The organism is Pseudoflavonifractor gallinarum (assembly GCF_014982855.1).
Taxonomy (GTDB): domain Bacteria; phylum Bacillota; class Clostridia; order Oscillospirales; family Oscillospiraceae; genus Pseudoflavonifractor_A; species Pseudoflavonifractor_A gallinarum.
The window spans coordinates 327070-340632 of the sequence record NZ_JADCKF010000002.1; the positions used below are offsets into that span (position 1 = coordinate 327070).

The following is a 13563-nucleotide window of genomic DNA, read 5'->3' on the forward strand; positions in this document are numbered from 1 at the left end:
TCGGAAATGGATTCCGTATCATTGAAAGATAGAAATTTACCTCAGGTCCGGTGAGCGGACCGCCAAGGAGCGAGTGTACCATGACAAAAAAACGAGCGATCCTGCTGATCGGAGGAGGGATCCTGCTGGTTGCCGGTATTTTGCTGGGGTGTAAGCTGGCGGTGGATTCTTTTCTGGGCGCGGAGATGAGCAGCCGGGACAGCTGGGATATCGCGGTGGGAGAGCATATCTACACCAGTGAAGAGCGGGGGATCGAGGTCTATACGGCGCCCTGCGAGGCCAGCATCCCGGTGGTGCAGATGGTGCCCGAGGAGTATGAGCAGGAGGGCTTCACCTACTATGACGAGGCGGTACAGCAGCGTTTGGCCCAGCATCTGCTGGAACTCATCCAGCAGGAGGCGCATGAGATCGGGGAGCCGCTGGCGGTGCTCAATCCTTTCGGTACGGGCTCCAACGGACTGCTGCTGTGTTTTGACACCGGGGAGAAGACCCAGATCCGCTATACGGTCCATACCACCAGCGCGGATGATCCCGACTTTACCGCGACGGCCAAGAGCGGAAAGGAGGCCTACACGGACCGCCACTGCTTTTTGCTGATCGGTCTGGTCCCGGGGGAGACCAACCAGGTCACTCTGGAGGCGGTGGACGAGCGGGGGGAGGTACAGGAGTCGGCCACATTTACGGTGGCGATGCCGGACGCCCTCTCGGGCTATGATACCCGCCTGGACGCTACCGGCCAGGCGGAGGGAGAGGCCCTCTCCGACGGGCTCTTCTATGCCACGGGGATCGGAGATTATTACGGCTACACCTTCTTCTTTGACAATGAGGGGGTCCTGCGGTATGAGATGGTGCTGGAGGGCTATCACTCCGACCGCTTCCTGTGGGAGGAGCGGGGATTCTACACCTGTGTGGGCAGCCGGAAGATCGCCCTTCTCAATCCGCTGGGCCAGGCGGTGCGGGTCTATGATCTGGGACAGTATGAGCTCCACCACGACATCAACTGGGGGCCGGACGGGACCATCCTCGCCCTGGTGACCGATACGGAGCAGGAGACCACGATGGACGTGGTCATCGAGATCGATCTGGAGAGCGGCGCGGTGACCGAGCGGGTGGATTTTTCCGAGCTGATGGACTCCTACTGTCAGAGCACCCGGCCGATCAGCGCCACAGACCCCTTTTTCTGGCAGGCAGGGGAGCGGGACTGGCTGCACCTGAATTCCATCCAGTATCTGGAGGAGAGCGACAGCATCGTGGTCAGCTCCCGGGAGACCTCCACCATTCTGCAGGTCACGGGCCTTCAGACCGAGCCGGTCCTCACCGCGCTCATCGGAGACCCGGACTTCTGGGCGGGCACAGAGTATGAGAGTCTGTGCTATCAGCCGGAGGGGGACTTTGTCTTCCAGTATGGACAGCACGATGTGGAACGGGTGGAGGATGAGAGCCTGCCGGAGGGCGTGTACCTTCTGCGCATGTACAACAACAACTACTGGGGGCTGAGCACCCGGGACGGCTATGAGCCGGAGCTGGACGAGAGTGTGGGCACGTCCCTGACAGACGGGGCGGGCGTATCCTCCTACATCTACTACTACCGGGTGGACGAGACAAACCGGACCTTTGCTCTGGTGGAGTCCATCCCGCTGGTCTACTCCAGCATCGTGTCCAATGTCCAGGAGGTGGGGGAGCACTATGTGTTCAACAGCGGCGTGGCCCATACCTTTGGCGAGTGCGATAGGGAGGGAAATGTACTGCGCTCCTTCTCCTACCCGTGTATGATGAACGGATACCGGGTCATGAAAGACAGCTTCACCGGCTTCTGGTTTGAGGCGTCCTGAGTGAGCGGCAGAATACAGGGTGTGCGTCCGGAGAAGATCCGGATGCACACCCTTTTCGTTGGGACAGGCAATTCCGAGCGGGGCGGCGCATAAAGTAGTCGGGAACAGGAGGGCGTTGCCATGGCAGGGAAGCGAAAAAAGGAGAGCGTTCTGGAGCGGACCGCCCAGGTCTTTGATCTGCCCGGCGATCTGGTGGCGGGACTGCCCCGGATGGAGCTGATCGGTGACCGGGAGCTGCGGATGGAGAATCACCGGGGGATTCTGGCCTATGGGTCGGAGGAGATCCATATTTCCGGAGGAAAACTCATCCTGAAAGTGCGGGGCGAGGGGTTGGAGCTGCGTTCCATGAACGCCGGAGAGCTGCTCATCACCGGACAGATCCGGGCCGTGGAGCTGGATTAGGAGGAAGTGGATGAAAAAAGTGGTCAATTTCCTCCGGGGCAGCGTGGAGGTGGAGGCCCAGGGGGCCTTTCCGGAGCGGTTTCTCAACCTGTGTGCCCAGCGCGGAGTGTCCTTCTGGGGGGTAGAATGGGTGGAGAGTACCGCCGTGCGGCTCAAAGTGCCCCGGCAGGAGCGCGGCGACCTGGAGGACCTGGCGGTCCGGTCCGGATGCACTCTCTCCGAGGTGGAGCGGGGCGGGCTGCCCACCTTTTTGGAGCGCTTCCGCAGGCGGTACGCCCTCTTGGCCGGACTGGCCCTGTCGCTGCTGGCGGTCCTCCTGATGACCCAGTTTGTGCTGGTGGTGGATGTCTCGGGCAATACCGAGGTGCCGTCGGCCACGATTTTGTCCACCCTGCGCCGTCTGGGGGTGCGCCCCGGGGCCTTTGGTCCGGCGCTGGAGATCAACTACATCGAGCAGCGGGCGCTGCTGGAGCTGGAAGGCATCTCGTGGATGTCCATCAACCTCCACGGGGCCCGGGCCGAGGTGCTGGTGCGGGAGCGGGTCAAGGCCCCAGAGCTGGTGGACGAGAGCGAGCATGGAGACATCATCGCCGAGACCGACGGCGTCATCACCCGCCTGGAGGTCCTCGCCGGAGAGACCGAGCGCAAGGTGGGGGAGCCGGTGGCCGCGGGGGACGTGCTCATCCAGGGAAATGTGCTGCTGGAGGGGCCCATGTACAGCGAACAGGACGTGGGCTGGCAGCAGGTCCGGGCCCAGGGACGGGTGGAGGCACAGACCTGGCGCACCCTTCAGGCCACCATTCCGCTCACGGCCCAGGTCAAGGAGTACACCGGGCGGGAGACCGGACGCTGGTTTCTCACCATTCTGGGAAAACGCATCAATTTTTACCGAAAGAGTGGAATTTCCTTCCCACAGTATGATAAAATAAGCAGTACTTGGAATGCGGGGAGCGGAATGGATCTGGCTCTCCCTCTGAGCCTGGGCCGGGAGACCATGCGGGAATACACGCTCACCCCGGCAGAAGTGGACCTGGCTGCCGCCCAAGAGATGCTGGAGGCGCAGCTGGAGCGGGCTCTCACGGAACAGATCGAAGGAGGAAGCATCACGCGGACCGAGTATACCGCCGTTGTGACGGATGAGATGCTGACCGTCACCCTCCGGGCGGAGTGCACAGAAGAGATCGGACGGTTCGTACCCTTTGACGAGCCTGGATACCAGACCCGCCTGCCGGCGGGAAGAGGAGACGAAACAAATTCATGATCGAACACACCATCAACATCGAACGGATGGAGGAGGCCATCAATATCTTTGGCTCCTTCGATGAAAATATCAAGCTGATCGAGCAGGAGCTGGGGGTGACGGTGCTCAACCGGGACTCCCAGCTCAAGGTGACCGGCGAGGCCGAGGCCGTCATGTACGGCGTGAAGGCCATCGAGGGCCTGCTCACCCTTTCGGCCAAGGGGGAGTCCATCAACGAGCAGAATGTGCGCTACATCATCAATCTGGTGCGGGCGGGCAATGAGGACAAGATCGGCATCCTGGCCAAGGACGTGCTCTGCGTCACCGCAAAGGGAAAGCCCATCAAGCCCAAGACCCTGGGCCAGAAGCGGTATGTGGAGGCCATCAAGAAGAATACCATCACCCTGGGCATCGGCCCGGCGGGCACCGGCAAGACCTATCTGGCGGTGGCCGCCGCGGTGGCCGCCTTCCGGGACAAGCAGGTCAACCGCATCATCCTGACCCGCCCGGCCGTGGAGGCGGGGGAGCGGCTGGGCTTCCTGCCCGGCGATCTCCAGTCCAAGGTAGACCCCTACCTGCGCCCGCTGTACGACGCCCTCTTCGACATGCTGGGGCCGGAGAACTATCAGAAATATGTGGAGCGGGGCAACATCGAGGTGGCCCCCCTGGCCTATATGCGCGGCCGGACCCTGGATGACTCCTTCATCATCCTGGACGAGGCACAGAACACCAGCCGGGAGCAGATGAAGATGTTCCTGACCCGGTTGGGCTTCGGCTCCAAGATCGTCATCACCGGCGACATCACCCAGATCGACCTGCCCACCGACAAGGTCAGCGGTCTGAAGGAGGCCATGCGGGTGCTCAAGGGCGTGCAGGACATCGAGATCTGCAAGCTCAATGAGGGAGACGTGGTGCGCCATGTGATCGTACAGCGCATCATCAAGGCCTATGAAGAGGATGAAAACCGCCGCAACGCCCGGCGGGACAAGTAACGGGAAGCGCCGCACGAGGGGGAGAAGCAGATGGAACATCAGATCATCATTGAGACCGAGGTAGAGGGCGTCGAGGCCTTTGCCGACGCCCTGCGGGAGGTCATCCCGGCCGCACTGGAGGCGGAGGGAGTGGGGCTTCCCTGTGAGGTGGACGTGCTCTTCACCGACGACGAGGGCATCCACCAGATCAATCTGGAGCAGCGGGATGTGGACCGCGCCACCGACGTGCTCTCCTTTCCCATGTTCGAGTTCACGCCGGGGGAGCCTCCCACGCCGGAGGACGAGGACCTGCTGGACCCGGGCAGCGAGGTGCTCCCCCTGGGAGACATGGTACTCTCGGTAGACCACATCAAGGCCCAGGCCGCGGAGTTCGGCCACAGTGAGCGAAGGGAGCTCTGCTATCTGGCGGTCCACTCGGTGCTCCACCTGCTGGGCTACGACCATCTGGACGAAGGCCCCCAGAAGAAGCAGATGCGGGAGCGGGAGGAGGCCATCCTGGGCGCGCTGGGTATCACCCGGGAGGAGGACCATGGCGCAGAATAAGTGGCCCCTGGCGCTGAGCGCCGCGGTACTGCTGACCGGCCTGTGCGCCTGCGCGGCCCCGGAGTCTGTACCCACGCCCACCCCGGAGGCCGCCGAGGATCCGGAGCAGGAAGCGGTGCGGTGGCTCTCCGACGAGAACCACCGGGCCTTCGCGGTAGGGGACTTCTGGGTCACCCTGAACCATATCGAGGAGGACAAGTCCTGCATCCAGGTGTGGGACCCCACCGATCTGTCCGCCCCCCTCCAGACCATGGAGCAGACGCTGGAGACCCCCTACTTTTTCGGCGTGAGCGAGGTGGCGGACGCTAATTTTGACGGATACCCGGACTTCGGATGTCTGTACTTTATGGGCAATCAGCCCACCTACTGGAACTACTGGCTCTGGGACCCGGAAGCGGGAGAATTTGTGGAGGAGCCCGCCCTGGCGGAGGTCTGCGCACCGGAGTTTGACGCAGCCGGGCAGGTGGTGCGCAGTTATACCCGGGGCGGCTATGCCGGGCTGGTGGGGACCCACGCCTTCTACCGCTGGGAGGAGGGCGAGCTGGTGTGCGTCCGCCGCACGGACAGCAGCGTCATCCCCGGCGCGACGGAGGAACAGGACCGGGTATTGCTGACCGTGGAGGACCGGATCGACGGGAAGCTCACCCCGGTGGTCCGGGCGGAGTACACCGTGGACAGCCGGGGGTGGTTCCCGGTGGAAGAGGCCTGGCAGGATCTCGCTTATCACGGAGAATCCTAACATAAATATGCTCAAGAAAGTTGAGGATAACCTATGGAAATCAAAAAATCGGGCATGATATCGATCGTGGGACGGCCCAACGTGGGCAAGTCCACTCTGACCAACGCCTTGGTGGGCGAGAAGATCGCCATTGTCACCAACAAGCCCCAGACCACCCGCAACCGCATCTGCGCTGTGGTCAACCGGAACGACTGCCAGTTCGTCTTTATGGATACCCCGGGCCTGCACAAGGCCCGCACCAAGCTGGGTGACTACATGGTGAAGGTGGTCAAGGACAGCGTGGCTGATGTGGACGCGGTGTGTCTCATCGTGGAGCCCATTCCCCACGTGGGAGGACCGGAGGAGGAGCTCATCGGGCGCATCAAGAGCCTGGGCGTCCCCTCGGTGCTCATCATCAACAAGATCGATACCGTGGAGAAGGAGGAGCTGCTGGCCGTCATGCAGACCTACGCTGCGGCCCACGAGTTCAACGCCATCCTGCCCATCTCCGCCAAAAACGGCGAGGGAGTGGAAGAGGTGCTGGACGTGCTCGCCCAGTTCCTGCCGGAGGGACCCCAGCTCTTCCCCGAGGACATGGTCACCGACCAGCCCGAGCGGCAGGTCTGTGCCGAGATCATCCGGGAGAAGCTCCTGCTGTGCCTGGACAAGGAGATCCCCCACGGCACCGCCGTGGAGCTCATCCGCTTTGCCGAGCGGGAGCGGGACGGCGTCATCGAGATCGACGCCACCATCTACTGTGAGAAGGACAGCCACAAGGGCATCATCATCGGCAAGGGGGGCGCCATGCTCAAGAAGATCTCCACCCTGGCCCGGCAGGATATCGAGCGCTTCATGGGCGCCAAGGTGTACCTCCAGACCTGGGTGAAGGTGAAGGAGGACTGGCGGGACAACCTGAATTTGATCCATAATTTTGGATATAAAGACGAGTGACCATAAAATTTACCGCTTATAAATCCACGCGTCCTCAGCCAAGCTAACCGTGAAAAGGGGGCTTGCGCCATGGACAGCGAGACCTTGTGGGAACTCTTCTGGGCCACCGGCCTGCCGGAGGCCGCCGCGCTGGCGGAGTATCTCCGGCACAGCGAGGAGGAGGCCCAAAACGATAAGACCGCCTGAGGCGGCGGGGGGACTTGTCCCCCTTACATAGAATGGGGAAAGGGACATGCTGCTCACCACACAGGGGATCATCCTGCGGGAGGTCAATTACAAGGAATCGGACAAGATCCTCACCGTACTCACCCGGAGCGGGGGGAAGGTGACGGTCAAGGCCAGGGGCTGCCGCCGGAAGGGGAGCCGCCTGGCCGCCTCCACCCAGCTGCTGGTCTACTCGGAGATGACCCTCTTCTCCTACCGGGACCACTATACCCTCAACGAGGCCGAGCCGCTGGAGCTCTTCTGGGGCGTGCGCTCCGACGTGGAGAAGGTGGCCCTGGGCTCCTACTTTGCCGAGGTGCTGGAGGCGGTGGTGGGGGAGGAGCAGCCCGATCCCGCCGTGCTCTCCCTCCTCCTCAATGCCCTCTACGCGCTGGACCGGCTGAACAAGCCCCTGCCGCTGGTCAAGGCGGCCTTTGAGCTCAAGCTCCTCTCCCTCATCGGGTATGAGCCGCTGCTGGACGCCTGCGCCGTCTGCGGCGTGCCCGAGCCGGAGGACGCCCGCTTTCAGCTGGTGGACGGGGTGCTGCTGTGTGCTCGCTGCCGCGGGGGCGGGGAGGGACTCTCCGTCCCGGTGAGCCCGGGGGTGCTGGCCGCCATGCGCCATGTGGTGTACGGCGACCCCAAGCGGCTCTTTTCCTTTGCACTGGGGGAGGAGGGGCTGCGGCAGCTGGGGCGTGTGAGCGAGCGGTTTCTGACCACGCAGCTGGACCGGGGCTTTCGCACCCTGGACTTTTATAAGAATCTGGCCTTTCCCATACCCGGGCTCAGCCCGGCGGCGGGGGGCAACGACCAACAGGAGAACCGATCAGTATGAACAGTATTTTTCAGCGGGTAAGCGTACGTAAATTTCAGGACAAGCCGGTGACCGACGCCCAGGTGGAGCAGCTTCTCCGGGCGGCCATGGCGGCTCCCTCCGCCACCAACCAGCAGCCCTGGGAGTTCTATGTGGTGCGGGACCGGGGGCTGCTGGAGCAGTTGTCCCAGTGTCATGCCTATTCCATGTGTGCCAAAAACGCACCCATGGCCGTCGTGCCCTGTTACCGGAAGGACGCGGCCCATCCGGAGTATGCCCAGATCGACCTGAGCGCCGCCACCGAAAACATCCTGCTGGAGGCGGTGGAGCTGGGGCTGGGCGCTGTCTGGCTGGGCATCGCCCCGGTTCCGGAGCGAATGGATAAGATGCGGGAGATCCTGAATCTGCCCGATCATCTGGAGGCCTTCGCCATCGTGCCTGTGGGCTATCCCGAGCGGGAGAAGGCCCAGCAGGACCGCTATGACCCGGCGCGGGTCCACTGCCTGTAAGGACGGGCGCCGGGAAACCGATTGGAGTATATCGAAACTATGACAGATCTATTTGAAAAATCCATACAGACGCTGGAGCTGCCCCGGGTGCTGGAGCGCCTGGCCGAGCAGGCGGTGACGGCCGAGGGTAAGGAGCGCTGCGCCGCCCTGCGTCCCCTCACCGACGCCGACGACGTGAAGCGGCGTCTGGCCGAGACCACGGCGGCGGTGGAGCTGATGACCCTGAGCGGGACGCCCTCCTTCTCCGGCGTGAAGCCGGTGGGAGCTTCCCTACAGCGGGCCAATATGGGGGGTGCCCTCAACACCCGGGAGCTGCTGGACATCGCGGCCGTCCTGCGTGCCGCCCGCAGCGCCAAGGAGTACGCCGACGGCCGGGCGGGCGGGGAGAAGCGGACCTGCATCGACCACCTCTTCGCCTCCCTGACCCCCAACCGCTATCTGGAGGAGAAGATCACCGGCTCCATCGTGGGAGAGGATGAGATCGCCGACTCGGCCAGTCCCGAGCTGGCCTCCATCCGCCGCCACATCCGTTCCACCGCCAGCAAGGTGCGGGACATCCTCAACAAGCTCATCTCCTCCAACCAGGCCAAGTACCTTCAGGAGGCCATCATCACCCAGCGCAACGACCGCTATGTGGTGCCCGTGAAGTCGGAGCACAAGAACGAGGTGCCCGGACTGGTCCACGACGTGTCCTCCTCGGGTTCCACCTTCTTCATTGAGCCCATGGGCGTGGTCAAGGCCAACAACGAGCTCCGGGAGCTCCAGGCCCGGGAGGAAAAGGAGATCGAGCGCATCCTGGCCGAGCTCTCCGCCGAGTGCGCCTCCTACCGGGAGGACATCGCCCAGAACTACGACCTGCTCATCCTGCTGGATGTGATCTTTGCCCGGGCCAAGCTCTCCTACCGGATGAAGGGAGCCGAGCCCAGGATCGTCTCCCGGGGGATCTACCTCCGCCGGGCCCGCCATCCCCTGCTGGACCCCAACAAGGCGGTGCCCAACGACCTGATGCTGGGGGAGGAGTTTGACACCCTGGTCATCACCGGCCCCAACACCGGCGGTAAGACGGTCACCCTCAAGACCATTGGCCTCCTGGTCCTCATGGCCCAGTGCGGCCTCCACATCCCTGTGGACGGGGACAGCCACATCCAGGTGTTCTCCCGGGTGCTGGCCGACGTGGGAGACGAGCAGTCCATTGCCCAGAGCCTGTCCACTTTCTCCTCCCACATGGTGAACATTGTGGGCATTCTGGAGGCGGCCGACGACGAGACCCTCATCCTCTTCGATGAGCTGGGAGCGGGCACCGACCCCATCGAGGGCGCGGCCCTGGCCGCCGCCATCATCGAGAGCGCCCGGGAACTGGGGGCCCTGGTGGCGGCCACCACCCACTATGCCGAGCTCAAGGTGTACGCCATGACCACCAAGGGGGTGGAGAACGCCTCCTGCGAGTTCAATGTGGACTCTCTGGCCCCCACGTACCGGCTGCTCATCGGCATCCCCGGCAAGTCCAACGCCTTTGCCATCTCGGAGCGGCTGGGCCTGCCCAAGCACATCATCCAGAAGGCCGCCGACCGGCTGGACGCGGAGAATGTCCGCTTTGAGGACGTCCTCACCCAGCTGGATGAGCAGCGCCAGCAGATGGAACAGGAGAAGGAGAATGCCGCCAAGCTCCGCCGGGAGATGGAGAACTCCGCCAAGGTGGCCCGGGAGTACCGGGAGAAGCTGGAGCAGGAGCGGGCCAAGGCGGTGGAGAAGGCCCAGGCCGAGGCCCGGCGCATCCTGGAGGAGGCCCGGGAGACCGCCGACCAGGTCTTCCAGGAGCTCAACGACATGCGAAAGCGCCAGCGCAAGGAGGAGGACTGGCAGCGGGTCAACGAGGCCCGCTCCGGCCTGAAGCACCGGCTGAACGAGGCCGAGGACAAGCTGGGCCGCCGGAAGGAGACCCCCGCGCCGCCCCCCACCCGGCCTGCCAAGGCCGGCGACACGGTGGAGCTGGTCAAAATGGGCACCCAGGCCACCGTCCTGAGCGTCAACAAGGACGGCTCCCTCCAGCTCCAGGCCGGCATCCTGAAGATCACCGCCAAGCAGAGCGAGGTCCGGGTGGTGGAGGGCGAGAGCCAGACCAAGAAGGAGGCCCAGAAGGTCATCCGCCGGGCCGAGCACAAGCTGCGCAGCCTGGGCGCCTCGCCCGAGGTGGACCTGCGGGGCATGATGACCGACGAGGCCGTGGGCGCGCTGGACATCTTCCTGGACAACGCCGTCATGGGCCGCCTGACCGAGGTGGTGGTCATCCACGGCAAGGGCACCGGCGCGGTGCGCAAGGCGGTGCGGGAGCACCTCAAGCGCAGCCGCTATGTGAAGTCCTTCCGGCCCGGCCGCTACGGCGAGGGCGAGGACGGCGTCACCGTGGTGGAGCTGAAGTAATCGACGGATATTGAAAGGAACGTCCGCCTGTGACAAACAGATGACTCTTTTCCATGCTTGCGTGGAAAGGAGCGACATGGTTCGCTGGAATTTGTGTAAAATGTCATTGACGGGTTGGGACAAATTTGATATTCTATATTACAGAGTATGCAAGTGCATATGGGGAGGAAACGCTTATGTATATGAAAGAGGCAGTGGTGAACAACCAGGTCGGTCTGCATGCGCGTCCGGCGACGTTTTTCATCCAGAAGGCCAATGAGTTCAAGAGCTCCATCTGGGTCGAGAAGGAGGAGCGCCGGGTGAACGCTAAGAGTCTGCTGGGTGTGCTCTCCCTTGGTATCGTGAAGGGCACCTCCATCAACCTGATCGCGGACGGCCCCGATGAAAAGGAAGCTGTGGAGGCTCTCATCGAGCTGATCAGCTCCAATTTCTCCGAGTAATCTTTATGCGCACAAGAAAAAAGCGCCGCTGACCGCGGCGCTTTTTTTCAACCGTTTTCCTGGGATGTCCTCCAGAGGTGGAATATGACCTTTGACGAACTGAAAGAAAAAGCCCACAGCCTGCCCCTCCAGCCCGGCGTGTACATCATGCAGGACGCCAAAAACACGGTCATCTACGTGGGGAAGGCCAAGGCCCTGAAAAATCGGGTCAGCCAGTACTTTGCCAATCTGGCCTCCCACACGGAAAAGACCCGGGCCATGGTCAGCCAGATCGACCATTTCGACGTCATCGTGGCCGACTCCGAGTTTGAGGCCCTGGTGCTGGAAAACGCCCTCATCAAGCGGCACCAGCCCCACTATAACATCCTGCTCAAGGATGGAAAGGGCTATCCCTATGTCCGGCTCTCGGTTCAGGACGCCTATCCCCGCTTTTCCCTGGTGGGCAAGGTGGCGGAGGACGGGGCGCGGTATTTCGGGCCCTTTGCCAGCCGGGGGAATACCCAGGCCATCCTGGACGCCATCTGCGCCGCCCTGCGCCTGCCCACCTGTGCCCGGGTCTTCCCCCGGGACATCGGAAAGGGCCGTCCCTGCCTCAATTACCACATGGGACGGTGCGACGGCTACTGCCGGAAGGACATGGACCAGTCCCGCTATGGGGAGGCCATCGAACAGGCGGTGCGCCTTCTGGAGGGAAAGTTCCAGGAGGTGGGGGAGGAGATCCGCGCCGAGATGGAGCGGGCCGCCGAGGAGCTGCGCTTTGAGCGGGCTGCCCAGCTGCGGGACCGCTATCGGGCCATCGAGCTGCTGGGAAAGCGGCAGAAGGTGGTGGCGGGCAGTCTGGCCGACACCGACGTGGTGGGCTTTCACCGGGGAGAGGCCAAGAGCTGCTTTGTGGTCCTCCACTATGTGGACGGGGAGCTGGCCGCCAAGGACTGGGACCTGCTGGAGACCCCCATGGAGGAGGACGAGGGGGATGTGATCTCCGCCCTGGTGCGGGGGTTCTATGGGGGCCGGGGGGACCTGCCCCGGCAGATCCTGCTGCCCTGTGAGCTGGAGGACGAGGTGCCCATCACCCGGATGCTCTCCGAGCAGGCCGGCCGGCGGGTGCATCTCATCACACCCCAGCGGGGGGCCAAGATGGATCTCATCCGCCTGGCCACCAAGAACGCCGTGGAGGAGGTGGCCCGGGCCACCTCCCGGGAGGAGCGCCAGAGCAAGCGCATGGAGCTGCTGGGAAAGCTCCTGGATCTGCCCGAGCCTCCGCACCGCATCGAGGCCTATGACATCTCCAACACCGGCAGCGACGACATCGTGGCCTCCATGACGGTCTTTGTGGATGGAAAGCCCCGCAAGCGGGATTACCGCCACTTCAAGCTCCGGGACATGGACGGGCCGGACGACTATGCCTCCATGGAGCAGGTGCTGACCCGGCGGTTCCGGCGCTATCTGGACGGGGACGAGAAGTTTGATCAGAAGCCCGACCTCCTCTTCATCGACGGCGGGACCACCCACGCCCGGGTGGCGGCCGGGGTGCTGGAGCGGATGGAGCTCTCCATTCCGGTGTACGGCATGGTGAAGGACGACCGCCACCGGACCCGTGCCCTGGTCACCCCGGCCGGGGAGGAGATCGGTATTCAGGGCAATCCCGCCCTCTTCTCCCTGGTGGGACAGATCCAGGAGGAGACCCACCGCTTTGCCATCGAATTCAACCGCCTCCAGCGGAAGGGGCGGGTCCGGGGCTCCGAGCTGGACCAGATCCCGGGCGTAGGGGAGAAGCGGCGCAGTGAGCTGCTGCGCCACTTCAAGAGCATCAAAAACATCCGGGCCGCCACAGTGGAGGAGCTGGAAAACGTAGTGCCCAGAAATGCGGCCCAGGCGGTCTATGCGCACTTCCACCCCCGGCAGGAGCCGGAGGGGCAGACCCATCAACCAGGAAAGGAATGAAGCGATATGCGCGTGATATCGGGAGAGGCCCGGGGACGTCGGCTCAAGGAGCTGAGCGGCATGGAGACCCGGCCCACCACCGACAAGGTGAAAGAATCCATTTTCAATATTGTACAGTTTGACATCGAGGGGCGCAAGGTGCTGGACCTGTTCGGCGGAACGGGCCAGCTGGGCATCGAGGCCCTGTCCCGGGGAGCGGCGGAGTGTACCTTTGTGGACCTGCGCCGGGAGGCGGCCGCCCTCATCCGGGAGAACCTGAAGGCTACCCGTCTGGAGGAGCGGGGCAAGGTGGTCCAGGGGGATTCTCTGTCCTTCCTGCTCACCTGCCGGCAGAAATACGACCTGATTTTCCTGGACCCGCCCTATGCTTCCGGCCTGCTGGAAAAGGCCCTGGAACAGATCGCTGCAATTGACATCCTTTCGGAACATGGTATAATGGTCTGCGAAAGTGCGGCCGAACAGGCCCTTCCCGCTCTGGCTGAGCCCTATCAGAAGGGCAGGGAGTACCGTTACGGCAAAATCAAGATTACCCTGTACCGGCGCGGACTGTAAC

The 13563-nt window shown here is 63.3% G+C and carries 13 protein-coding genes; all 13 read left to right on the forward strand.

Annotation, left to right across the window (positions count from 1 at the left end; translation table 11 throughout):
• Nucleotides 1–80 precede the first annotated feature (80 nt).
• On the forward strand, nt 81–1832 hold the full coding sequence (locus INF37_RS03535) for an aryl-sulfate sulfotransferase (RefSeq protein ID WP_193536438.1): 1752 nt from the start codon (nt 81–83) through the stop codon (nt 1830–1832).
• Between the two features lie 120 nt (nt 1833–1952).
• Nucleotides 1953–2234, forward strand: a complete 282-nt coding sequence (locus INF37_RS03540) for a YabP/YqfC family sporulation protein (RefSeq protein WP_101693551.1) — start codon at nt 1953–1955, stop codon at nt 2232–2234.
• 10 nt (nt 2235–2244) lie between these two features.
• Nucleotides 2245–3495, forward strand: coding sequence for a sporulation protein YqfD (locus INF37_RS03545; RefSeq protein ID WP_101693550.1), 1251 nt, complete (start codon nt 2245–2247; stop codon nt 3493–3495).
• The gene (locus INF37_RS03550) at nt 3492–4466 is read left to right on the forward strand and encodes a PhoH family protein (RefSeq protein WP_193536440.1); all 975 of its coding nucleotides are present in this window, start codon (nt 3492–3494) and stop codon (nt 4464–4466) included. The genes INF37_RS03545 and INF37_RS03550 overlap by 4 nt, the downstream gene beginning before the upstream one ends.
• 30 nt (nt 4467–4496) lie before the next feature.
• Nucleotides 4497–5009, forward strand: a complete 513-nt coding sequence (gene ybeY / locus INF37_RS03555; RefSeq protein ID WP_101693548.1) for an rRNA maturation RNase YbeY — start codon at nt 4497–4499, stop codon at nt 5007–5009.
• Nucleotides 4996–5748 (forward strand): XAC2610-related protein, encoded by a 753-nt coding sequence (locus INF37_RS03560; RefSeq protein ID WP_193536442.1) that lies wholly within the window; start codon nt 4996–4998, stop codon nt 5746–5748. Before ybeY ends, INF37_RS03560 begins: the two co-directional genes overlap by 14 nt.
• A 33-nt stretch (nt 5749–5781) precedes the next feature.
• The gene (gene era / locus INF37_RS03565) at nt 5782–6678 is read left to right on the forward strand and encodes a GTPase Era (RefSeq protein ID WP_193536444.1); all 897 of its coding nucleotides are present in this window, start codon (nt 5782–5784) and stop codon (nt 6676–6678) included.
• Between the two features lie 232 nt (nt 6679–6910).
• Nucleotides 6911–7717, forward strand: coding sequence for a DNA repair protein RecO (gene recO, locus INF37_RS03570; RefSeq protein WP_101693545.1), 807 nt, complete (start codon nt 6911–6913; stop codon nt 7715–7717).
• The gene (locus tag INF37_RS03575; RefSeq protein ID WP_193536446.1) at nt 7714–8205 is read left to right on the forward strand and encodes a nitroreductase family protein; all 492 of its coding nucleotides are present in this window, start codon (nt 7714–7716) and stop codon (nt 8203–8205) included. Before recO ends, INF37_RS03575 begins: the two co-directional genes overlap by 4 nt.
• Before the next feature lie 39 nt (nt 8206–8244).
• Entirely contained in the window at nt 8245–10626 is a 2382-nt protein-coding gene (locus INF37_RS03580; protein WP_193536448.1) for an endonuclease MutS2, read from the forward strand.
• Between the two features lie 176 nt (nt 10627–10802).
• Nucleotides 10803–11066 carry an HPr family phosphocarrier protein gene (locus tag INF37_RS03585; RefSeq protein ID WP_101693542.1) on the forward strand — a complete coding sequence of 88 codons (264 nt, stop codon included), beginning with the start codon at nt 10803–10805 and terminating at the stop codon, nt 11064–11066.
• An 84-nt stretch (nt 11067–11150) separates the two neighbouring features.
• Nucleotides 11151–13010: an excinuclease ABC subunit UvrC gene (gene uvrC / locus INF37_RS03590; protein ID WP_193536451.1), complete on the forward strand. Its 1860-nt coding sequence runs from the start codon at nt 11151–11153 to the stop codon at nt 13008–13010.
• Between the two features lie 6 nt (nt 13011–13016).
• Complete coding sequence (gene rsmD, locus INF37_RS03595; RefSeq protein WP_101693540.1) at nt 13017–13562, forward strand: 16S rRNA (guanine(966)-N(2))-methyltransferase RsmD; 546 nt, start codon at nt 13017–13019, stop codon at nt 13560–13562.
• Nucleotide 13563: the final 1 nt, after the last annotated feature.